This is a genomic window from Streptomyces sp. NBC_01546 (assembly GCF_045208355.1).
Classification (GTDB): Bacteria; Actinomycetota; Actinomycetes; order Streptomycetales; family Streptomycetaceae; genus Streptomyces.
In genome coordinates, this window is sequence record NZ_CP109379.1 from 5298257 (window position 1) to 5321118 (window position 22862).

At 72.0% G+C, this 22862-nt stretch carries 17 protein-coding genes; 10 read left to right on the forward strand and 7 right to left on the reverse strand.

Annotated elements, in window-relative coordinates; all coding sequences use genetic code 11:
- Positions 1–1995, forward strand: coding sequence for a 4-alpha-glucanotransferase (locus OHA89_RS24230; RefSeq protein WP_406367093.1), 1995 nt, complete (start codon positions 1–3; stop codon positions 1993–1995).
- A 20-nt stretch (positions 1996–2015) separates the two neighbouring features.
- Positions 2016–2255 (forward strand): hypothetical protein, encoded by a 240-nt coding sequence (locus OHA89_RS24235; RefSeq protein ID WP_257556297.1) that lies wholly within the window; start codon positions 2016–2018, stop codon positions 2253–2255.
- A 118-nt stretch (positions 2256–2373) separates the two neighbouring features.
- Here OHA89_RS24235 and OHA89_RS24240 read toward each other — a convergent pair whose 3' ends face one another.
- Positions 2374–2883, reverse strand: a complete 510-nt coding sequence (locus OHA89_RS24240) for a MarR family winged helix-turn-helix transcriptional regulator (RefSeq protein WP_266609698.1) — start codon at positions 2881–2883, stop codon at positions 2374–2376.
- A 103-nt stretch (positions 2884–2986) separates the two neighbouring features.
- Between OHA89_RS24240 and OHA89_RS24245 the strand changes: the two genes are divergently transcribed.
- The 4 genes from OHA89_RS24245 (at position 2987) to OHA89_RS24260 (ending at position 7202) form a co-directional block, all read left to right on the forward strand.
- Entirely contained in the window at positions 2987–4258 is a 1272-nt protein-coding gene (locus OHA89_RS24245; protein WP_215139995.1) for an MFS transporter, read from the forward strand.
- Between the two features lie 92 nt (positions 4259–4350).
- A complete protein-coding gene (locus OHA89_RS24250; RefSeq protein ID WP_266609699.1) occupies positions 4351–5283 on the forward strand; it encodes an EamA family transporter in 933 nt (310 codons plus the stop codon).
- Positions 5284–5338: 55 nt separating this feature from the next.
- Complete coding sequence (locus tag OHA89_RS24255; protein ID WP_406367094.1) at positions 5339–6256, forward strand: DMT family transporter; 918 nt, start codon at positions 5339–5341, stop codon at positions 6254–6256.
- A gap of 10 nt (positions 6257–6266) precedes the next feature.
- Positions 6267–7202 (forward strand): LysR family transcriptional regulator, encoded by a 936-nt coding sequence (locus OHA89_RS24260; protein ID WP_406367095.1) that lies wholly within the window; start codon positions 6267–6269, stop codon positions 7200–7202.
- 27 nt (positions 7203–7229) lie between these two features.
- On the opposite strand, the gene pepN (OHA89_RS24265) is transcribed toward OHA89_RS24260, so the two are convergent.
- Complete coding sequence (gene pepN, locus OHA89_RS24265; RefSeq protein WP_406367096.1) at positions 7230–9821, reverse strand: aminopeptidase N; 2592 nt, start codon at positions 9819–9821, stop codon at positions 7230–7232.
- Between the two features lie 138 nt (positions 9822–9959).
- On the opposite strand from pepN (OHA89_RS24265), the gene OHA89_RS24270 reads away from it, so the two are divergent.
- Positions 9960–10463, forward strand: a complete 504-nt coding sequence (locus tag OHA89_RS24270; protein ID WP_257556303.1) for a DUF1203 domain-containing protein — start codon at positions 9960–9962, stop codon at positions 10461–10463.
- A 54-nt stretch (positions 10464–10517) separates the two neighbouring features.
- On the opposite strand, the gene OHA89_RS24275 is transcribed toward OHA89_RS24270, so the two are convergent.
- Complete coding sequence (locus OHA89_RS24275; protein ID WP_215140006.1) at positions 10518–11546, reverse strand: aspartate-semialdehyde dehydrogenase; 1029 nt, start codon at positions 11544–11546, stop codon at positions 10518–10520.
- A 273-nt stretch (positions 11547–11819) separates the two neighbouring features.
- Between OHA89_RS24275 and OHA89_RS24280 the strand changes: the two genes are divergently transcribed.
- Entirely contained in the window at positions 11820–13295 is a 1476-nt protein-coding gene (locus tag OHA89_RS24280; RefSeq protein WP_406368578.1) for a M28 family metallopeptidase, read from the forward strand.
- Positions 13296–13393: 98 nt separating this feature from the next.
- Here OHA89_RS24280 and OHA89_RS24285 read toward each other — a convergent pair whose 3' ends face one another.
- Both OHA89_RS24285 and OHA89_RS24290 read right to left on the reverse strand, forming a co-directional pair.
- On the reverse strand, positions 13394–16720 hold the full coding sequence (locus tag OHA89_RS24285; protein ID WP_406367097.1) for a S8 family serine peptidase: 3327 nt from the start codon (positions 16718–16720) through the stop codon (positions 13394–13396).
- 272 nt (positions 16721–16992) lie between these two features.
- Positions 16993–17556: a CGNR zinc finger domain-containing protein gene (locus OHA89_RS24290; RefSeq protein ID WP_266609706.1), complete on the reverse strand. Its 564-nt coding sequence runs from the start codon at positions 17554–17556 to the stop codon at positions 16993–16995.
- A 127-nt stretch (positions 17557–17683) separates the two neighbouring features.
- Here OHA89_RS24290 and OHA89_RS24295 point away from each other — a divergent pair, with 127 nt between their 5' ends.
- Positions 17684–18142, forward strand: a complete 459-nt coding sequence (locus tag OHA89_RS24295) for a VOC family protein (RefSeq protein ID WP_257556310.1) — start codon at positions 17684–17686, stop codon at positions 18140–18142.
- Positions 18142–19032 (forward strand): pyridoxamine 5'-phosphate oxidase family protein, encoded by an 891-nt coding sequence (locus OHA89_RS24300; protein ID WP_406367098.1) that lies wholly within the window; start codon positions 18142–18144, stop codon positions 19030–19032. Before OHA89_RS24295 ends, OHA89_RS24300 begins: the two co-directional genes overlap by 1 nt.
- On the opposite strand, the gene OHA89_RS24305 is transcribed toward OHA89_RS24300, so the two are convergent.
- Positions 19008–19970, reverse strand: coding sequence for a hypothetical protein (locus OHA89_RS24305; RefSeq protein WP_266609708.1), 963 nt, complete (start codon positions 19968–19970; stop codon positions 19008–19010). The genes OHA89_RS24300 and OHA89_RS24305 overlap by 25 nt on opposite strands.
- 217 nt (positions 19971–20187) lie before the next feature.
- A complete protein-coding gene (gene pepN / locus OHA89_RS24310; RefSeq protein WP_406367099.1) occupies positions 20188–22746 on the reverse strand; it encodes an aminopeptidase N in 2559 nt (852 codons plus the stop codon).
- Between the last annotated feature and the right edge of the window lie 116 nt (positions 22747–22862).

The window sequence follows — 22862 nt, forward strand, 5'->3', positions numbered from 1 at the left end:
ATGGACGACCTGGCCCGGCTCGCGGCCCTGCACGGCATCGCCACCGCCTACCAGCCCGCCGCGGACGTCACCGTCCAGGTCCCGGAGGCCACCGTCAAGGCCGTCCTCGGCCTGCTCGGGGTGGTCACCGCCGCGCCCGGGGACATCCGGGCGGAGGCCGACGGCGCCGAGCGGGAGGAGGCCGTACGGCTGCTGCCGCCGACCCTGGTGCACTGGCAGGGGGATCCCGCCCCGCCCGCCCTGGCCGGGCTGCCGGCCGGGACCCGGGTCCGGGTGGAGCTGGAGGACACCGGGGCCTGCGTGCCGTGGAGTCCCGCTCTGCCCCTCGGAGTTCACCGGGTGGCCGCCGAGGCGCCCGACGGGCGCACCGCCGAAGCCACCCTGATCGAGGCCCCGGACCGGGCCCCCGCCGCGCCCGGGCGGACCCACGGGCTGCTCGTCCAGCTCTACTCCCTGCTCTCCGAGCGCTCCTGGGGCATGGGCGACCTCGGCGACCTCGCCGGCCTCGCCCGCTGGGCCGGACGGACCCACGGCGCCGGGTTCATCCAGGTCAACCCGCTGCACGCGGCGGTGCCCGGCACCCCGACCGACCCGTCCCCCTACCGCCCCTCCTCCCGCCGCTTCCCGGACCCGGTGCACCTGCGGATCGAGGACGTCCCCGAGTACGCCGACTGCCCCGACCGCGAGGCCCTCGCCGAACTCGCCGCCCGGGGCGGGGAGCTGCGCCGCGAGGTCCTGGAGAAGGGCGCGCTGATCGACCGGGACGCCGTGTGGGCGCTCAAGCGGGCTGCCCTGGAGCTGCTGTACGCCGTCCCGCGCACGTCCGGAAGAGAGGCCGCCTACGCGGAGTTCCGTGCCGAACAGGGCCCGCCGCTGGACAAGCACGCCGCCTGGTGCGCGGCCGCGGCCGGGGAGGACCCCGATGAGCGGCTCGACTTCCACCGCTGGCTGGTCTGGCTGACCGACACTCAGCTCGCCGCCGCCCAGCAGGCCGCCCGCGGGGCCGGGATGGCCGTGGGCATCGTGCACGACCTCGCCGTCGGAGTGCACCCCGACGGCTCGGACGCCCGTACCGGCCCCTTCCACGCCCGCGGCATCTGCGTCGGGGCGCCGCCGGACGCCTTCAACGCACGCGGCCAGGACTGGGGCCTGCCCCCGTGGCGCCCGGACCGGCTGGCCGCCGCCGGATACGCCCCCTTCCGGGCCCTGCTGCGCGGGGTGTTCCGGTACGCCGGCGCCCTGCGGATCGACCACGTGATGGGCCTGTTCCGGCTCTGGTGGATCCCGGAGGGAAGCCCGCCCGCCGAGGGCACGTACGTCGGCTACGACGGCGAGGCCATGCTGGCGATCCTGGTGCTGGAGGCCCACCGCGCCGGCTCCCTGGTCATCGGCGAGGACCTTGGGACGGTGGAGCCGCGGGTCCGTGCGGCGCTCGCCCGGCGCGGGGTGCTCGGGACCTCGGTGCTGTGGTTCGAGCGGGACTGGGCGGGCGACGGGAGCCCGCTGGCCCCGGGGGCGTGGCGGGCCGACTGTCTGGCCACCGCCACCACCCACGATCTGCCGCCCACGGCCGCCAAGCTGGCCGGCGCCCATGTGGAACTGCGCGACCGGCTGGGCCTGCTGACCCGCCCGCTGGAACGGGAGCGGGAGCAGGACGCCGCCGACACCGCCGAGTGGCTGGCCGTACTGGACCGCCTCGGCCTGGACACCAAGGGCGAGGAGGCCGCCGTACGGGCCCTGTACGCCTTTCTGCTGCGCACCCCCGCGCGGCTGGTCGGCGTATGGCTGCCGGACGCGGTGGGGGACCGGCGGCCGCAGAACCTGCCGGGTACGTGGGACCAGTACCCCAACTGGCGGCTGCCGGTCGCCGATGCCGCGGGGCGGCCGCTGACGCTGGAGGAGCTGGTCGCCTCGCCCCGGGCGAACGCCCTGCTGAGCGCGGTGGGGGAGGGCGTGCGACCTCGTACGGCACCCCCGGGCGCGCGCCCCGTTTAGGTGTTCGCTACGTTTGCACCGTGGACAAGAAGAACGCTCTGCGCGCCGGCGCCGTCACGGCCGGAACGACGCTGATGATGCTGCTGATGACGTCTCCCGCCCTCGCGCTGACCCGCGACGACGGTGACGACCCGGGCCCGGGCCTGAGCATTGCCCAGACGCTCGGCCTCTTCGTGGCCCTGCCGATCGTGCTGTTCCTGGTCATCGCGGGCCTCGTGATGGTCCTCGACAAGTCCGACAGGCAGCAGAAGCAGGCCTGAGCCGGTCCGGCCCCGCGGGGTCGGGACCACAGGACTTCCCGGGCGCCGGGGGTCCGCACTGCCGATTCGTTTCGGCCGTGCGGCGACCCCCGGCGCCTTGTCGTGTCTCCGGGCGTGCTCAGACCCCGGCCAGCAGCTTGCGGAGCAGGCCGGTGAGGAGTTCGACCTCCTCCTCGTCCAGCCCGGTGAGCGCGGCGCGCTGTACTTCCAGACCGGCGCCGACGGCCTCGTCGATGAGCGCGAGGCCCCGCTCGGTGATCGTGACCTGGAGCCCGCGCCGGTCGTGGGGATCGGGCTTGCGGCAGAGCAGCCCGGCCTTCTCCAGCTTGTCCAGGCGCCCGGTCATGCCGCCCGTGGTGAGCATGAGCGTGGCCGACAGCTGGCGGGGCGAGAGCGTGTACGGAGCGCCGGAGCGGCGCAACGTGGCCACGACGTCGAACTCCCCGCGCGAGATGCCGAAGCGGGCGTAGGTCTGCTCCATCGCGTCGCCCATGCCCCTGGCGATCCGGTAGATGCGCCCGAAGACGGCCATGGGGGCCGTGTCCAGGTCGGGGCGCACGGCGTACCACTGGGCGGCGATCGCGTCGACGGCGTCCTTCTCGGACTGCTCGTCCCTCTCGTCCTTCATGGCTGGAGTATCCGGTTCCCTTCCGTCGTTCGCAAGAAAGTTGCTTGATGCTAAGTAGCTTAGTGGTAAGCTACTTACCAGCAACCGACTTGGGGGAGGCGTCGTGAACGCGGTCAGTGAGGCACGGGTGGAGGGGGAGCGATCCCTGCTCCTCGGCATCGGGATCAGCGCGGTCGGGATCGGCATGTACGTCCCGTTCTCGCTCGTCTTCTTCCACCACGTCACGGGCCTCTCCTTCACCCTGGTCGGCCTGGTCCTGACCGTCACCGGGGTGGCCGGACTGGTCTTCATGCCGCTGGCGGGCACGGCCGTCGACCGGTTCGGCGCCAAGAAGGTCAACCTCGTGCTCTACGGGATACGGGCGGTCGGCTTCGCCCTCTACCCCTTCGCGGGCTCCCTGCCCGCCTTCGCCGCGGTCGCCCTCGTCACCGCCCTCGCCGACCGGTCCTTCGGAGTCGTCCAGCAGTCCCTGATCGGGGAGGTCGCGCAGGGCTCCGCCCGTGACCGGCTCCAGGCCTCCACCCGGGCCCTGCAGAACGCCGGGATGGGCGCGGGCGCCCTGCTCGTCTCCGGGGTGCTGGGGCTGTGGGGGACCGGCGGGTTCACCTACACCGCCTGGGCCAACGCGCTGGCCTTCGCCCTCGCCGGACTGCTCGTCAGCCGGGTGCGCCCGGTCCGCGCCGCCGCGACGGGATCGGCCCGGCCGGCGCCCGCCGGCTACCGGACCGTCCTGCGGGACCGGCCCTTCCTCGGGCTCACCGCCGCCAACTTCCTCACCGCGCTGGGCTACGCGGCCCTCTCCGTGCTCTTCCCCCTCTACCTCTCCACCTGGCTGGCCGCCCCCGACTCCCTCACCGGAGCCGCCTTCACCGTCAACACCGCCCTCTGCGCGGGCGTCGGCGTCCTGATCGCGGGCCGGGTCCGCCGCTCCGGCGCCCGCCGCACCCGCTCCGCGGCCCTCGGCGCGCTGCTCTTCGCCGCCGCCTTCGTCGGGCAGATCGTGCTCGGCACCCTCCGCCCCGGGCAGACCGTCACCCTCGTCGCGCTGCTGGCCATCGTCGTCGTCTACACCCTCGGCGAACTGGTGCACAGCCCGTCCGGGGGCGCCCTGTCGGTCTCGGCCGCCCCCGAAGCCGTCCGTGGCCGCTACCTGGCCACCTACCAGCTCTCGTACTCGCTGGCCACGGCGCTGGCCCCCGCCCTGTTCACCGCCCTGCTCTCCGTCGACGGGCGCCTGCCCTGGGCCGTACTGACCGTCGCCGCGCTGGGCGCCGCCCTCGCGCTGCTCCGGCTGGAGCGGCACCTGCCCGCGGAGGCCGTGCACGCCGAGCCGCCGGCCGCGGCGCCGCGCACGCTCGCGCCGGCCGCCGCCTGAACGCCTCGCCTGAACGCCTCGCCTGAACGCCTCGCCCGGACCTCTCACCTGAACCCTGCCGCCTGATCCCCTCTTCCGAGGAGCCACCTGCCGTGAAGCGCATCGCCACCGTCGCCCTGACCGCCCTCGCCCCCGTTTCCTGGGGTTCGACCTACGCCGTGACCACCGAACTGCTCCCGCCCGACCGGCCCCTGTTCACCGCGGTCATGCGGGCCCTGCCCGCGGGGCTCCTGCTGACCGCCCTCGCCCGTACGCTGCCCAAGGGCGCATGGTGGTGGAAGTCCGCCGTCCTCGGCACCCTCAACATCGGCGCCTTCATGCCGCTGCTGTTCCTCTCCGCGTACCGGCTGCCCGGCGGTGTCGCGGCCGTACTCGGCGCCGCCGGACCCCTGTTCGTCGTGGGGCTCGCCGCCCTCCTCCTCGGGGAGCGGGCGAGCCTGCGCACCGTGCTCGCCGCCGTCGCGGGCGCGTTCGGCGTGAGCATGGTCGTCCTCACCGCCGAGGCCGAGCTCGACCTCATCGGCATCCTCGCCGGGGTGATCTCCTCCGCCTCCATGGGCGCGGGCACCGTCATGACCAAGCGCTGGGGCCGCCCCGAGGGGGTCGGCCCGCTGGCCATGGCCGGCTGGCAGCTCACCGTGGGCGGGCTGGTCATCATCCCCGTCGCCGCGCTCGTCGAGGGGGCGCCGCCCGCGCTCGACGGCAGGGCCCTCCTCGGCTACGGCTACATGATGCTGATCAACACCGGTATCGCGTACTGGCTCTGGTTCCGCGGGATCGGCCGGCTCAGCGCCACCTCTGTCACCCTGCTCGGCCCGCTCTCGCCGCTCACCGCCGCCGTCATCGGCTGGGCCGCCCTCGGACAGGCGCTGACCCCCGTACAGCTGGTGGGCATGGCGATCGCCTTCGGAGCCACCGTCGCAGGCCAGATCGTGGTCGCCCGTACCGCTCAACCGTTCAGTTCAACTGAACAGAACGATCGAAACATTTCGATGGACCTGAGCGATGAGAGGGTGCGACGGTAGTCCCCACGACAGACAGACAGACCCGACCCCAAGGGGGAGACACACAGTGGCCGTCATGGACCGCGTCCGTACCGCTTCGCACGGCAAGCCCACAGCCACGGGAAAGAAGGGGGCCGCCGGACTCGGCGTACTCCTCGCCCTGCTCGCGACGGTCGTCTGGTCCGGCAGCTTCGTCGCCACCCGGGACATGGCCGACAGCGTCCCGCCCGTCCAGGCCGTCTTCTGGCGCTGGATCATCGCCACCCTCGCGGTGGCCCCCTTCGCCGCCCGCCAGGCCTGGCAGCAGCGGGCCCTGATCCGGGCGCACCTCGGCTTCGTCGCCCTCGCCACGCTGTTCGGCGTCACCCTCTACAACACCCTCGTGCACCAGGCCGGACTGACCACATCCGCCTCCAACATGGGCATGATCATGGCCGCTTCGCCCGTCGTCATGGCGCTCTACGCCCGGCTCGGCGGTGAACGGCTCGGCGCCCGGCGCGCCTTCGGGCTGCTGCTGGCCGCCTTCGGGGTGCTGCTGCTCGTCGGCGACGGCTCCCTCGGCTTCGACTTCGGCGCCGGCGACCTGTGGATGTTCGGCGCGGCCCTGTCCTTCGCCAGCTACAGCGCCCTGCTCAAGCGCAAGCCCGCCGAACTGGGCGGCCTGGCCTTCCTGATCACCACCTTCGTGCTCGGCGCGCTGATGCTGGCCCCCGCCTACGCGATCTCCGTCTCCGTGCAGGGCGGCTTCGAGGTCACCGCCGGAACGGTCGGACCGCTGCTGTACGTCGGGGTGTTCTCCTCGGCCGTCGCCTTCTTCGCCTGGAACAAGGCGATCTCGGTCATCGGGGCGGCCCGCGCCGGAGTCGTCTACTACCTCCAGCCGGTGTGCGTGGCGGGCCTCGGCTTCCTGCTGCTGGGCGAGCAGACCGGCCCGACCCAACTGCTCTGCATGGCGCTGATCCTGGGCGGCGTGGCACTGGGAGCACGGCGGTAGGTTCGGCCCCATGACCGAGTGGGACATCAAGAAGCTGCGGATCCTGCGGACCCTCGCCGAACAGGGGACCGTGACCGCGACGGCCGAGGCGCTGCACATGACGCCCTCGGCCGTTTCGCAGCAGCTGACGAACCTCGCGCGGCAGCTGGGGGTGGCGCTGCTGGAGGCCCAGGGCCGCCGGGTCCGGCTCACCGGCGCGGCGCACCTCGTACTGCGGCACGCGGAGGCGGTGTTCGCGGAGCTGGAGCGGGCCGACGCGGAGCTGGCCGGGTATCTCGCCGGGGACGCGGGGGAGGTGCGGATCGGCGCCTTCTCCACCGCCGTGCCGGCGCTCGTGGTCCCGGCGGTGGCGGCGCTGCGGCGGTCCCACCCGGGGGTGGAGGTCCGGGTCCGGGAGACGGAGGCGGCGGAGTCGTACGAGCTCCTGTCGGCCGGCGGCGTGGACCTGGCGCTCTCACTGGCGGCCCATGCGCCGACCGCTCGCGATCCCCGGTTCACCCGGGTGACGCTGATGGAGGACCCGCTGGACGTGGCCCTCCCGCCGGGGCATCCGCTGGCGGCCGCGCCGGACCTGAGGCTGGCGGACCTGTCCGGAGACCCGTGGATCTACGGGGGCAGCGGCCCCTGGTCGGAGATCGCCGTGGGCGCGTGCGAGGCGGCGGGCTTCGTCCCGGAGCAGGCGCACTCGGCGTCCGGCTGGACCGCGATCCTGGCCATGGTGGAGGCCGGCATGGGCGTGGCCCTCGTACCCCGCATGGTGTCGAGCCGCGCCTCGGGTGTGGCGGTCCGGGTCCTCACCCACGACCGCCCGACGCGGCACGTCATCGCGGCGGTCCGCCGTGGCGCCGAGTCCGCGCCGGCGGTGTCCCACGCCCTGACGGCCCTTCGCGCCGCCGCTGCTGGGGCTCCGCCCCAGACCCCGCGCCTCAAACGCCGGCGGGGCTGAAATTGCCCCGCCGGCGACTGAGGCGGCCTAGACCCGAGCGGCAGCGGCAGCGGCGTCGGCCGCCTGGGCCCGCAGGGCGCGTTCGACGCCCGCGCGGGACTCCGAGACCAGCCGGCGCAGGGCCGCGTTCGGCTCGGCCGAGGCCAGCCAGGCGTCCGTCGCGGCCAGGGTCTCCGGGGAGACCGCGAGCGCCGGGTACAGGCCCAGCGCGATCTGCTGGGCGATCTCGTGGCTGCGGGTGTCCCAGACCTGCTTGACCGCCGCGAAGTACTTCTCGGTGTACGGGGCGAGCAGCTCGCGCTGGTCGGTCTGCACGAAGCCGGCGATCACCGCCTCCTGCACCGCGTTCGGCAGGTCATCGGCCTCCACCACCGAGGCCCACGCCCCGGCCTTGGCCTCCGCCGTCGGGCGCGCCGCCCGGCAGGTCGCAGCGTGGCGCTCGCCCGCCGCCGTGGAGTCCCGCTCCAGCTCGGCCGCGATGGCCGGCTCGCCGGAGACACCCGTCGCGACCAGGCGCTCCAGGAACGTCCAGCGCAGCTCCGTGTCGACGGCCAGGCCCTCGAGCACGGCCGCGCCGTCCAGCAGTGCCGACAGGTACGTCAGCTGACCCTCGGTACGGGCGGTGTCCGCGAACGTACGTGCCCACGCCAGCTGGTGGTCGCTGCCCGGCTCGGCCGCACGCAGGTGCTCCAGCGCGGCCTCGGTCCAGATCGCCAGGCCCTCCTCGCGCCACGCCGGGTCGGCGTACAGGTCGACGGCCAGCTTCGCCTGACGCTGCAGCGTCTGGACGACGCCGATGTCGGACTCCTTGCCGATGCCGGAGAGCACCAGCGCGAGGTAGTCACGGGTGGCCAGCTCGCCGTCCCGGGTCATGTCCCAGGCCGAGGCCCAGCACAGTGCGCGCGGCAGGGACTCGGTGAAGTCGCCCAGGTGCGCGGTCACGCATCCCAGCGAGACCTCGTCCAGGCGGACCTTCGCGTACGACAGGTCGTCGTCGTTCAGCAGCACGACGGCCGGGCGGGCGCGGCCCACCAGCTCCGGCACCGCCGTCAGCGCGCCGTCGATGTCCAGCTCGATCCGGTCGGTGCGCACGAGGCGGCCGTCCTGGAGCTCGTACAGGCCCACCGCGATGCGGTGCGGGCGCAGTACCGGCTCGCCCTTGGCGCCCGCCGGGAGCGCCGGGGCCTCCTGGCGGATCGCGAAGGCGGTGATCGCACCGTTCGCGTCCGTCTCGATCTCCGGGCGCAGGATGTTGATGCCCGCGGTCTCCAGCCACGCCTTCGACCAGGCGGTCAGGTCGCGGCCCGAGGTCTCCTCCAGGGCGCCCAGCAGGTCGGACAGGCGCGTGTTCCCGAACGCGTGCGCCTTGAAGTACGCCTGCACGCCCTTGAAGAAGGCGTCCATGCCGACGTAGGCCACGAGCTGCTTGAGCACCGAGGCGCCCTTGGCGTACGTGATCCCGTCGAAGTTGACCATGACGTCGTCGAGGTCACGGATGTCCGCCATGATCGGGTGCGTGGAGGGCAGCTGGTCCTGCCGGTACGCCCAGGTCTTCATGGAGTTGGCGAAGGTGGTCCACGCGTGCGGCCACTTCGAGCCCTCAGCGTAGGCCTGGCAGGCGATCGAGGTGTACGTGGCGAACGACTCGTTCAGCCACAGGTCGTTCCACCACTCCATGGTGACCAGGTCGCCGAACCACATGTGCGCGAGCTCGTGCAGGATCGTCTCGGCGCGCACCTCGTACGCCGCGTCCGTCACCTTCGAGCGGAAGACGTATTGGTCGCGGATGGTGACCGCGCCCGCGTTCTCCATGGCGCCGGCGTTGAACTCCGGGACGAAGAGCTGGTCGTACTTGGCGAAGGGGTAGTCGTAGGCGAACTTCTCCTGGAACCAGTCGAAGCCCTGCCGCGTGACGTCGAAGATCGCGTCCGCGTCGAGGAACTCGGCGAGCGAGGGCCGGCAGTAGATGCCGAGCGGCACGGACTGCCCGTCCGGGCCCTCGTAGGAGCTGTGCACCGAGTGGTACGGGCCGACGATCAGCGCGGTGATATACGAGGAGATGCGCGGGGTCGGCTCGAAGACCCACACGTTGTCCTTGACGTCCGCGGCCTCGGGCGTCACCGAGTTCGAGATGACCGTCCAGCCCTCGGGGGCCGTCACGGTGAACTGGAACGTGGCCTTCAGGTCGGGCTGCTCGAAGCTGGCGAAGACCCGCCGCGCGTCCGGCACCTCGAACTGGGTGTACAGGTAGGCCTGCTGGTCGACCGGGTCGACGAAGCGGTGCAGGCCCTCGCCGGTGTTGGTGTACGCGCAGTCCGCGACGACCCGGAGCTCGTTGGCCCCGGCCGCCAGGTGCTCCAGGGCGATGCGCGAGTCCCGGAAGACGGCGGCGACGTCCAGCGACTTGCCGTTCAGGACGACCTCGTGCACGGCCGGGGCGACCAGGTCGATGAAGGTCTCGGCCCCGGCCTCGGCCGACTGGAAGCGCACGGTGGTCACGGAGGGGTACGTACCGCCCTCCTGCGCGCCGCTGAGATCGAGTTCGATCTCGTAGGAGTCGACGGTCAGCAGCTTTGCCCGCTGCTGAGCCTCTTCACGGGTGAGATTCGTGCCTGGCACGCGGTCATCTCCTTCGATGGTTACGTTGGCCGCCATCCTTCCACGAGGGCCGGGTCACCGTGCCGGAGTAATCCACGGGCGAACGCGAGGTCGGAAACCTGCCAGACGGCGGCGGGCGGCGGCGCGACGCTGGTGGGCATGAGCATCAGGTACTGGGCGAGGCCCATCGAGGAGGCGGCGCTCAAAGAGCTCCGCGTACGTGACGACGCCGGGCGGGAACCCGTCCCGTACACCGACGACGAGGGCGGCGCGCCGCTGAGGTGCTGCCTGCGGCCGAGTGCGGCCGGTGAGCGGATCGTGCTCGTCTCGTACGCGCCGCTGCGCCGCTGGGCCGCCGCCACCGGGGCGGAGCCGGGTGCGTACGACGAGCAGGGGCCGGTCTTCGTCCATGCCGAGGACTGCGGCGGGCCCGCCGGTGGCGCGGAGTCGTACCCCTTCACCCGGCCGGGCCTGCAGCGCACCGCCCGCCGGTACAGCGCCCGCGGGCACATACTCGGCGGGCGGGTGCTCGACCTCGGCGATGACCCCGAAGCCGTGCTCGGGCAGGCCCTGGACGAGGCCTTCGGTGATCCGCAGGTCGCGCTCGTGCACGTCAGGGCCGCCGAGTTCGGCTGCTTCCAGTTCGAGGTGCGCAGGCCCTGACAGGGGAGAGGGGCGGCGCCGTGACGGCGCCGCCCCTCAGCCGTGCGAGCGGGATCAGCCGCGCAGCTCCTCGGCCACGAGCTCGGCGATCTGGACCGCGTTCAGGGCCGCGCCCTTGCGGAGGTTGTCGTTCGAGACGAAGAGCGAGAGGCCGTTCTCGACGGTCTCGTCGACGCGGATGCGGCCCACGTACGAGGCGTCCTTGCCGGCGGCCTGGAGCGGGGTCGGGATCTCGGACAGCTCGACGCCCGGGGCGTCCTTCAGCAGCTCGTACGCGCGCTCGACGCTGATCGGGCGGTCGAAGCGGGCGTTGACCTGGAGGGAGTGGCCGGAGAAGACCGGCACGCGCACGCAGGTGCCGGAGACCTTGAGCTCCGGGATCTCCAGGATCTTGCGGGACTCGTTGCGGAGCTTCTGCTCCTCGTCGGTCTCGAAGGAGCCGTCGTCCACGATCGAGCCGGCGAGCGGGACGACGTTGAAGGCGATGGGCCGCTTGTAGACCGCGGGCTCCGGGAACTCGACGGCCTCGCCGTCGTGGGCCAGCTCCGCGGCGCGCGCGGCCACGGCCTTGACCTGGCCGTCGAGCTCGGCGACGCCGGCCACACCGGAGCCGGAAACGGCCTGGTAGGTGGTGGCGATCAGCGCGTTCAGGCCCGCCTCGTCGTGCAGCACCCGCAGCACCGGCATCGCGGCCATGGTGGTGCAGTTCGGGTTCGCGATGATGCCCTTGGGGCGGTTCTTGATCGCGTGCGGGTTGACCTCGGAGACGACGAGGGGGACCGCGGGGTCCTTGCGCCAGGCGGAGGAGTTGTCGATCACGACGGCGCCCTGCGAGGCGACCTTCTCGGCGAGGGCCTTGGAGGTGGCGCCGCCCGCGGAGAACAGCACGATGTCCAGGCCCGAGTAGTCGGCCGTGGAGGCGTCCTCGATGGTGATCTCCCGGCCCTCCCACACCAGGGTCGAGCCGGCCGAACGGGCCGAGGCGAACAGCCGCAGCTCGTCCACCGGGAACTTCCGCTCGGCGAGGATGCCGCGCATGACTCCGCCGACCTGTCCGGTGGCTCCGACGATTCCGACCCTCACGGTGACTCCTTCTGGTACCTACGACGCGGGCGCGCGTGAGGCCATCATGCGTTCGACCCCACGAGCCTTGTCCAATCCATTGTCCGAGGAACGGACGGTGTCCTGAATGTGAACCCCCGTGACGAGTGTGTGGCGGGCCTGTTGCGGCACCCATCAAACACCGTTTTGGCAGGTCACAGCCGGTTAGCTTCCGTTCTGTCGGGTCCGGAATCCGGATCCGGTGTCCGCTGACCGAAGCATCTACCTGACCCGGGGAGAACCACCGTGGGCGCCATCCGCCACCGCCGGTCCATACCGGCCCTCGCCGCCCTCGCGGCCGCCGCCGTCGCCGCACCCGTCCTGCTCGCCGCCACTCCGGCGCAGGCCCACCCGCGCGAGGGCAGGCTCGCCAAGGAGCTGGTGGAGGAGGTCACCGCCCGCGGCGCCTACCGCCACCTGGCGAAGTTCCAGCAGATCGCCGACGCCAACGGCGGCAACCGCGCCGCCGGCACGCCCGGTCACGCGGCCTCCGCCGCCTATGTGCACGACACCCTGAAGAAGGCCGGGTACCAGGTCTCGTACCAGGACTTCGACATCTACCAGGCGCACACGAAGACGGAGAAGACCACGGTGCTGGGTACGGAGGGCCGCGAGCTGGCCACCGCCGCCTTCACCTTCACCCCGTCCACCCCCGCGGGCGGCCTGAGCGCGCCGCTCGCCCTCGCACGGGTCGACGAGACCCCCGGCTGCACCGCGGACGACTACCCGGCCGGGGCCTTCACGGGCAAGATCGCCCTGGTCAAGCGCGGGGCCTGCACCTTCGTGGAGAAGCAGAAGGCCGCCGCGGCAGCCGGTGCGCTCGGCGTCATCGTCTACAACCACAGCGGCACCACGCCGGTGCGCGGCGGGTTCTCCTCGCCCGCCGAGGGGGTCATCCCGAGCGCGGGCATCACGCTCGCCGACGGCGAGGCGCTGACCGCGGCCGTCGGCCGGGGCGAGGTGCGGGTGCGCCTGGACCTGGACCAGGAGCACGTGAAGAAGACCACCCGCAATGTGATCGCCGAGACCCGCGGGGGCCGCGCAGACCGCGTCGTCACGGTCGGCGCCCACCTGGACTCGGTCGCCGAGGGCCCGGGCATCAACGACAACGGCTCTGGCTCGGCCGGTCTGCTGGAGGTCGCCCTCCGGCTGGCCGACGAGGGCGCCAACAACAAGGGCAAGGGCAAGCAGCCCGCCAACAAGGTCCGCTTCGCCTGGTGGTCGGCGGAGGAACTGGGCCTGCTCGGCTCGGAGCACTACGTGGCGCAGCTGTCCGAGAAGCAGAAGAAGGACATCGCGCTCTACCTCAACTTCGACATGATCGCCTCGCCGAACCCGGCGCAGTTCGTCTACGACGGCGACGACTCCGACAAGACCGGAGCGGGCGCGGGCCCGGCCGGTTCGGCGCAGATCGAGGCGCTGATCAACGGCTTCCTCGACAAGAAGGGCAAGCCGCACGAGGGCAGCGACTTCGACGGCCGTTCCGACTACGGCCCGTTCATCGCGAACGGGATCCCGGCGGGCGGCACCTTCACCGGCGCCGAGGGCATCAAGACCGCCGAGCAGGCCGCGCGGTACGGCGGCACGGCCGGGGCCCCGTACGACCCGAATTACCACGGGGCGGGCGACGACCTGAAGAACCTGGACCTCAGGGTCTTCGACACCAACCTGGACGTCATCGCCCACGCGGTGGGCACGTACGCCCAGGACCTGAGCTCGCTGAAGGGCTGAGGCAGCGCGAAGGGGCCGGTGCTCGAATCGAGCACCGGCCCCTTCTTCATGCGGTCACACCGTCACGCGGGTCACGCGGGTCACGCGGGTCACGTGCGTTACGGGAGGACCTTCTCGATCTGCACGCTGCCGGTGCCGGCGGCGGTACCGCGGGCGTTGAGCAGCCGGACCTGGCCGAAGAACTGACGGCCCTCGGGGGCCGCGCTGCTGACCAGGACGTTCGCCGAGACCTGCGCGGTGGCGCCGTTGGCGAGGTTCACCGCGGTGGTCTCGTCGACCTGGACGGAGCCCAGGGCGGTCGAGAAGTACACGTCGCGGTAGTCGTACGCGGTGGAGCCGGACGGGATCGCGTAGCCGAACACCTGGATGGTGTAGGTGCCCGCGGCCGGGTTGACCAGGCTCACGGCCTCCTCGGAGTCGCCGTCGGCGGAGGAGCCGACCTTGACGCCGTCCTTGAAGACGTCCAGGTCGAGGTCGGCGGCGGTGTCGGACACCTTGCCGATCGCGATGTCGAGGCGGGAGACGCCCTCGCCGATCGTGACCTCGGTGGTCTGGGTCTCACCGGCGGCGATGGTCGGCTTGGCGACCTTCGCGGAGCCGAGCGGGCCGCCCTGGAGCTTGCCGCCGGAGATGGCCGCGGCGTCGTTCTTGACGGACCACTGGACCGGGGCGGGGGTGCCCTGCTTCACCTCGGGCAGGACCTTGACCGCGGGGTCGAAGGCCGCGCCGAGCACGGAGACGTCCAGCTTGAACGGGTTGTCGAGCAGCGGCGACGTACGGCGCGACTCGACCTCGATCTCCCAGACGCCCGGCTGCGGGTCGGCGTACGAGCGCAGGTCGGGGCGGCAGGTGTTCGCCGGGTTGTCGTAGTTCGGGTAGCACTGGGTCGTGGCGCTGTCCTCGACGCCCACACCGTACGGGTGGATGGAGATGAAGCGCGTCTGGCTGCCCGCCGCGAGACCGCCGAGGGCGACCTCGAGGGTCTTGGCGCCCGCCGGGACGGTCACGAAGTACGACTTGTGGCTGTTGCGCTGCACGGAGGAGGTGTCCGACAGCGTGAACGACGGCTTCGCCAGCGGAGTGGCGGCGACGACCGTGGTCAGGATCTGCTTGTCGATGCCCTCGGTGGTCTCGTCGTCCAGCTGCAGGATGCCGCTGTGGACGCCGCCCGACTTGGCGTTGGCCTCGACCTTGATGGTGACGGGCTTGTTCAGCGGCAGGGTGACGTAGTCGTAGCCGCCGATGACCTTGAAGGTGCCGTCGTTGTTGCGCCAGCTCAGGTTGTGCCGGGTGCCGTACTTGACGCCCGTGGTGCGGGTGACGACGACGTTGTAGACCTTCTTCTGGCCGACCTTGAGGCCGCCCTCGCGGTCGTAGAGGCCGGTGCCGAAGCCCGGGGTCTTCAGGAACTGGTCGATCGCGGTGTCGACCGGCGCCTGGACGGTGAACTCGTTGGCCTTCGCGTCGCGCTGGATGGACTCCCACGCGTCGACGACGTTGATCAGGCCGGAGCCCTGGGCGTGCGCCGGGACGTCGTCGATCTTCTTCGCGGTGCTGGTGAGCGCCACGCGCAGGCCCGCCGGGGTCAGCTTGATGTTCTGCTGCTTGGCGGCCGAGATCAGCAGGGCGCTGGCGCCCGCCGCCTGCGGCGAGGACATCGAGGTGCCCTGGAGCATGCCGTAACCGGCCGGGAGGTTGTAGCCGGCCTCCTTCACCGGGGCGCCGGGCAGCCAGGTCTGGATGGTGTTGATGGATGCGCCGGGGGCGGTGATGGTCGGCGTGAACCCGCCGTCCTCACGCGGACCGCGCGAGGAGAAGGGGAACATGTTGTACTTCTTGGCCACGCCGGAGCCGTAGTTGGCGGCCCAGGTCTCCTTGGAGACCGCGGCACCCACGGAGATGACCTTGTCCGCGAGACCGGGGTCGCCGATGGTGTTGACGCCGGGACCCTCGTTGCCCGCCGAGATGACGAGCTGGACACCGTAGGTGTCGATGAGGTTCTTGTAGAGCTCGGAGCGCGCGTTGTTGCCGTCGTTCAGCGCCGGGAGGCCACCGATCGACATGTTGACGATGTCGACGCCGCGGTTCACGACGAGGTCGATCATGCCCTCGGTCAGCGCGATGTTGGTGCAGCCGCCGGACCAGGAGCAGGCGCGCGAGGAGACGAGCTTCGCGCCGGGCGCCTCGCCGTTCATCTTGCCGCCGAAGAGGCTGTTGGCGGCGGTGATGCCGGCGACGTGCGTGCCGTGCTCGGACTCGATGATGCCGATGTTGACGAAGTCGGCCTTCTTGCCGACCCAGTCACCACCCAGCGGGTCCATCGGGACGTCCTTGCGGATCTCGATCACGAACGGGATGCGCTCGGCGACGTCGGTCGCCGGGTTGTCCGTGCCGAAGTAGCCGATCTGGTAGCCGTCCTTGTACGGCTTCATCGGCTCGTTGTTCGTGAAGTCGTTGTCCTGGTCGGTGTCGACGCGGACGGTGCCGGCGGCGACGTCGTAGAGCATGCCGAACCGGTCGGTGGTGTCCCCGTCCCGGTTGACGTCGCCCTTCGCGTCACCGTTGGCGGTGATCGACTCGCTGAAACGGCTCCACTGGAAGCTGCCCTCGGGGGCCTTCCAGCTCGCCCCGCCCGCGGTGAAGCTGCCGCCGGCGGCGGTGACCGGGGTGATCTGGGCGCGCCAGGTGGCGTCGCCGTCGGTGATCGGGTCGGTCGCCGTCACCCAGTCGACGATCTTGCGCTCGCCGGTGGTGGTCTTCTGCAGGGCCGGGTGGCCGAGGTCGACGCCCGAGTCCATGATGCCGATGGTCACGCCACGGCCGTCGGCCTGCGGGTTCTTCGCGACGAAGTCCACCGCGCCGGTCTCGAAGGACGGGTTGTACGGGTTCTTCGCCGGGGTGTTCTTGTCCGGCGCCGCGTACGTCTCGGCCGCGGTCTTCTTGGCCGCACCCGACTCGCTGTGGGCGTCGGGGCGCGGGTCCGGCAGCTGGATCTCGTGCCGCAGGTCGATGCCGTGCACCGAGGACAGCTTGGCGGCCGCCTTCAGCGCGGCCTCCGCCTTGCCGGTGGGGAGGGTGGCGCGTACGTAGCCGAGCTTGTCGTACGTCCGGCCCACCGAGGCGCCCTGGACGGCGTCGAGCTGGTCGGCCACCTGCTTGGTCTCGCCGGGGGCGGTCGCGACCATGACGGTGACGGTCGCGTCACCCTTGGTCTTGGCCGCCTGGAGCAGCTCTGCGTCGGCCGAACCGAGCTTCTGGTCGGCGGACTTCACGGCCGCCTTGGCACCCGGGTTGTCGGTGCCGGTGGCCGCGAAGACGGGTACGGAGCCGGTGGCCGCGAGCGCGGCGACCAGGCCGGCCGCTGCCGCGACGCGCGCGGCGCGCCGTCTGGCCCCGGGTATGGAGCTGGGGGATTCGAGGGTCATCTGCATCCCTGGTCAGTGGAAGAAATGGTCCGGAATTCGGTGCCGGATGACCGGTCAGCTTTGCGCAAGAGCAAGGTCTTTGGGGAGAGTTGTTATTGACCGAGACCTGCCATGGCGGACTCTCGCCAGTGCGGAGCATGCGCCAGTGCGGCCGTACCGGGACAGACCGGGACGAGCCAAAGGGCTGGAGAGTAGATTTGTAGACTCTCCGACGGCGCGTCAGGAGTGAGGCAGGGCTCGCCGCCGGATCAGGTGTGACAACTTTCGAGGTTTCAGCGCTCGCGCGTGCGCGCGTAATGACGAGAGGCCTTCGCCCGGTTTCCGCAGGCGGCCATCGAGCACCAGCGCCGGGTGCCGTTGCGCGAGACGTCGTGGAAGTGCAGGACGCAGGTCTCGGAGGCGCACTTGCGGATCCGGTCGGGCGCGGAGTCCAGCAGTTCCAGATAGTTCCGGGCGGCCGTCCAGGCCGGACCCCAGGTCCGGTCGTCGAACTCGGTCCGCTCGCCCGTGCCTTCGGCGGTCAGCGTGGGCCGGATCCGGCCGTGCTCCAGCACCGCGTCGACCAGGGCCCGCGCGCTCTCGTCGGCCGGGTCGGCCACCGCGCGTGCCAGGGCCTCGCGGGCGGTCAGCAGGTGGACGAGGGTCGGGGCGTCCGCGCGGAAGCGGCCGGCCAGGCCGGTGCTCTCCAGCCAGACCGCGAGCCCCCCGATCCGGGTCAGCCCGGCGGCTCCCGCGAAGAGGTCGAGCGGTTCGCCGTCGCCGATCCAGCGGGTGTTCAGCAGGTCGAGCGCGACCGGCTCCCCGGTCAGGGGTCGTGGGTCCGCCGCCGCCGTCATGTCCCCGAACCCTTCCCGCCGCCTTGCCGCTAACCCCTCAAGAGTACGTGACCGGTTGACGCCGTTCCGTCTAACCCTTAATCTCGATGTAGAAGGTTAGAAAGAATCCTCTGGGGAAGGTACTGCCATGACGACCGTCATCAGCAAGCTCCGCACCGGCCACGTGGGCCTGAACGTCACCGATCTGGACCGGTCGCTCGCCTTCTACCGGGACGCCCTCGGATTCCAGGTGCTGGGCGAGGGCAAGGAGGAAGGACGCCGCTTCGCCTTCCTCGGCCAGGACGGCGAGCTGGTCCTCACCCTGTGGCAGCAGGCCGACGGCGCCTTCGCCCCGGCCTCGGCCGGACTGCACCACCTGGCGCTCTCGGCCGGCGCCATCGAGGAGGTACGGGCGTACGAGGAGCGGCTGCGGTCGCTGGGCGTGGAGTTCGCGTACGAGGGAGTCGTCGCCCACGGCGAGGGCGCGGCCTCCGGCGGCATCTTCTTCCACGACCCCGACGGCACCCGCCTGGAGATCTCCGTACCGACCGGCGCAGAGGGTGCTTCCGCCCCCACCGCGGGGGCGCCGACCTGCGGATTCTTCTAATGAGCACGGGCGCGTACCACTGGGGTCCGCTGGCCGTGCAGGAACGGGTCGGAGTACGGGACCTGGCCGAGCACGTCGGCCGCTCGATCGGCACCGGCATCCGGGACGTCGCCGCGGCCTTCCTGGGCCTCCAGCCCCACCTGGTCGTCGGGGCCGCCGACGGCGCGGGGCGGATGTGGGCCTCGCTGCTCACCGGGGCGCCCGGATTCGTACGGGCCACCAGGCCGGACCGGATCACGGTCGCCGGCGGACTACCGGCGGGCGACCCGCTCGCCGAGGCGCTGGCCACCGCGGGCACCCGGGTCGGCACCATCGCGCTCGACCCGCGCACCCGGCGCCGGATGAGGCTGAACGGAACCCTCGAGGTGACCGGGCACGGGTTCGCCGTGCGGGCGGAGCAGGTGTTCGCCAACTGTCCGAAGTACCTGCAGCAGCGGCGGCCGCTGGACCTGGCCGCCGAGGGAGCCGGTGTCGTGCGGCGCGGGGACGCGCTCACCCCCGGCCAGGAGCGGGCCGTCCGCGCCGCCGACACCTTCTTCGTCGCCACCACGGCGGAGGCGGACGGGGCCGACGCCAGCCACCGGGGCGGGCTCCCGGGCTTCGTGGAGGTGTCCTCGCCCGGGGAGCTGAGCTGGCCGGACTACGCGGGCAACGGCATGTTCCTCACCCTGGGGAACCTGACGGCCGATCCGCGGGCCGGACTGCTCTTCCCCGACTGGGAGAGCGGGGCGCTGCTCCAGCTCAGCGGCCGGGCGGAAACCGAGTTCGGGGCCGACGGGGAGCGGCGCGTCCGCTTCCATGTGGAGTCGGTGGTGGAGAGTCTGCATCCGGGGCGGCTGCGGTGGAGCGCCCCGGAGTACTCGCCTCACCTGGGGAGCACCACCAGATAGGAGGCGGGTTCGCGGTCGCCGGACGCCGCCAGGGCGGTCCTGATGACCGCGGCCTGCTGTTCGGGCCAGTCGCGGAGCTTGCGCGGGGTGATGTGGATGACGGTCACCCCGAGCCGCTCCAGGGTCTCCCGCTTGCGGACGCACTCGGACCACTGCTCGTCCTCGCCCTGGCGCGGGGCGCGGGTGTCGATCTCCAGGGCGACGGAGTGCTCGGGCCAGAACGCGTCGACCCCGCCGAGGTGGGGGCCGCCGGGCAGGCGCAGGTCCACGTTCCAGACGGGCTCGGGGAGGTCGTGGCCCCGTACGAGGTGGTAGAGCCGGTCCTCGGCCAAGGCGCGGCCCTCGGCGAGCAGTGACTCGACGGCGTCGACCACGTGCGGGCGGTTCAGCAGCCGGGCCACCGTCAGCTCCCGTACGACGGCGGCAGGTTCGCAGTGCCCGGCGCGGACCGCCTCGCTGAGCAGGCGGCGTACGGTGCCGGCGTCGGAGAGCTGGGCGACGGCGTCGGCCACGGCCCGCGCGACGGGCGCCACCGGCAGGCCGGTCACCTCCTGGGAACGCGGCGGGGTGTGCGAGCGGACGATGCGGACGTCGCCGGTGGAGCGCAGCCGCCGGGTGCCGGGCACCAGTACGTCGATGTGGGAGAGGACCAGCAGCGCGGGCGCGGAGCTGAACCGGTACAGGGCGAGCGCCGCCAGCCCGGTGATCATGGCCTCGCCGCTGCCGCGGCGGCCCGCGTACAGCAGCGCGGCGTGCAGCCGCTCCTCGCTGGTCGCGGGCCCCGAGTGGAGCAGGAACACCCCGGGCAGGATCTGCTGCCAGGGCCGCTCGGCGGCGTCGGAGGCGGTGATGCCGTGCTCACGCAGCTGGGCCAGGGTCAGCACGCGGGGGCGGGTGCCGGTGAGGTGGGCGAGGGGGAGGGGTGCGTTGTGGTTCATGACGCGGTGATTCCCTCAGGCCATGGCCTCGCTAACCCCTGTTACACGCTCGTCGGCAAATCGGGACAAGCCGGGGCTAAAGTACGGGCGTTCGACTGCCGATGGGGTGCGCCGCTGAACAGGCTCGGCGGGGCTGGATTGCCTGGAGGGCAATTCCAGCCCCGCCGGCGTTTGAGGCGCGGGGTCTGGGGCGGAGCCCCAGCAGCGGCGCCGCGGGCTAGTTGCCCGCCGCCTCGTCGCAGCGCTGCGCGCGCAGGGCCCGGGCCAGGTCGTCGCGGGACTCGAGCACCAGGCGGCGCAGCGCCGGAGCCGCATCCACATGGGCGGAGAGCCAGGCGTCCGTCGCCGAGACGGTGGACTCCGAGTCCTGGAGCGACGGGTACAGCCCCTTCACCACATCCATGCCGATCTGGATCGACCGGTCCGCCCACACCCGCTCGATCACCTCGAAGTAGCGCTCCGAGCAGGCCGCCAGCAGACCCCGCTGCGAAGGCTGCTGCATACCGGCGATCGTCGCCTCCACCAACGCGTTCGACAGCGCGTCCGACTCGACCACCGCCGCCCACGCCTGGTCCTTCACCGCCGCCGACGGCCGCGCCGCCAGGCACCGCACCTGGTGCCGCTTGCCCGACGCCGTGTCGTCCCGCGCCAGTTCGGCGCTGAGCACGCCCTCGTCCACGGCCCCGTGCGCGGCCAGCGGCAGCAGGAAGTCCCAGCGCAGCTCCTGGTCCACGTCCAGCCCGTCGACCCGGGCGGACCCCTCCAGCAGTCCCAGCAGCAGCTGGAAGTCGCCCTCCGTCGCCGCGCTCGCCGCGAAGAAGCGGGCCCAGGTCAGCTGGTGCTCCGACCCCGGCTCCGCCAGCCGCAGTTCGTGCAGCGCACCCGCCGCCAGCTCCCGGCCGCCCTGCTCGCGCCAGTCCGGCGCCGCGTAGTGGGTGATCGCGGTCAGCGCCTGCGCGTGCAGCATCTGCAGCACGCCGACGTCCGTCTCCCGCCCCGCGTGCGCCAGTACCAGCGAGATGAAGTCGCGAGCGGGCATCAGCCCGTCCCGCGTCAGGTTCCACAGCGCCGACCAGCTCAGCGCCCGCGCGAGCGGGTCCGTCAGGTCGCCCAGGTGCGCCCGCAGCGTGGCCAGCGAACCCTCGTCGAAGCGGATCTTGCAGTAGGTGAGGTCCTCGTCGTTGACCAGGACCAGGTCCGGCCGCTCCCGGCCCGCCAGCTCCGTGACCACGGTCCGCGCGCCCGACACGTCCGTCCCGGCCCGCGCGTAGCGGACCAGGGTGCCGTCGGACTCCAGCCGGTACAGGCCGACCGCGACCCGGTGCGGCCGCAGCTCCTCGCCCTCCTGCAGCACCGCCAGCTCGGTCACCCGCCCGCCCGCGTCGTAGGTCACCACCGGCGTCAGCACGTTCACCCCCGCCGTCTGCAGCCAGGCCCGCGACCACTCGGCCATGTCCCGCCCGGAGACCTCCGCCAGCACCGACAGCAGGTCGTCCAGCGTGGTGTTCCCGTACGCGTTCGCCTTGAAGTAGCGCCGCGCGCCCTCCAGGAACGCGTCCCGCCCCACGTAGGCGACCAGCTGCTTGAGCACCGCCGCGCCCTTGGCGTAGGTGATCCCGTCGAAGTTCAGCTTCGCGTCCTCCAGGTCACGGATGTCGGCCGTGATCGGGTGCGTGGACGGCAGCTGGTCGGCGCGGTAGGCCCACGCCTTGCGGCTGTTGGCGAAGGTGACCCACGCCTGGTCGAAGCGGGTGGCCTCGACCAGCCCGAAGGAGCCCATGAAGTCCGCGAAGGACTCCTTCAGCCACAGGTCGTCCCACCACTTCATGGTGACCAGGTCGCCGAACCACATGTGCGCCAGCTCGTGGAGGATCACGTTCGCGCGCCGCTCGTACGAGGCCTGCGTGACCTTGCCGCGGAAGATGTACTCCTCCCGGAAGGTCACCATCCCCGGGTTCTCCATGGCGCCCAGGTTGTACTCCGGCACGAAGGCCTGGTCGTACTTCCCGAAGGGGTACGGGTAGTCGAAGATCTCGTGGAAGAGGTCGAAGCCCTGCTTGGTGACCAGGAAGACGTCGTCCGCGTCGAAGTGCTTCGCCAGCCCCTTGCGGCACATCGCGCCGAGCGGGATCGTCAGGTCCCCGCGCGTGTAGGAGTCCGTCACGTAGTGGTAGGGGCCCGCCACCACACAGGTGATGTACGTCGAGATCGGCGCGGTCTCGGCGAACCGCCAGACGCCGCCCTCCCGCGACTCCTCCGCGCCGTTGCTCCACACCTGCCAGCCCTCGGGCGCGGACACCTCGAAGCGGTAGGGCGCCTTCAGGTCCGGCTGCTCGAAGTTCGCGTACACCCGCCGGGCGTCCGCCGGCTCGTACTGGGTGTAGAGGTAGACCTCGCCGTCCTCCGGGTCCACGAAGCGGTGCAGGCCCTCGCCGGTGCGGCTGTACGCGCAGTTCGCGTCCACCACCAGGACGTTCTCGGCGGCCAGGCCGGCCAGGGCGATCCGTGCCCCGTCGAAGACGGCGGCCACGTCCAGCGCGCGCCCGTTGAGGGTCACGGAGTTCACGGAGGGGGCGATCAGGTCCGCGAAGGTGTCGGTGGCGGAGGCCGCGGCCCGGAAGCGGATCGTCGTCACCGAGCGGAAGGTCCGGGGGCCCTCGGCCGGTTCGGCCTCGTCCACCGCGGACCTGACGTCGAGGACCACCTCGTACCCGTCGACGGACAGCAGTTCGGCCCTCTCGCGGGCCTCGTCGCGGGACAGATTCTCTCCGGGCACATGCACTCCTTCGTGCGTGGTCGCGTTCTTCGATCGAATCCTCCCATGGAGGGAATGCGTGCGAACGCGTGCTGGTTGGGGAGGGGGACACCACGAACGACGCCGTGAGCAATGCG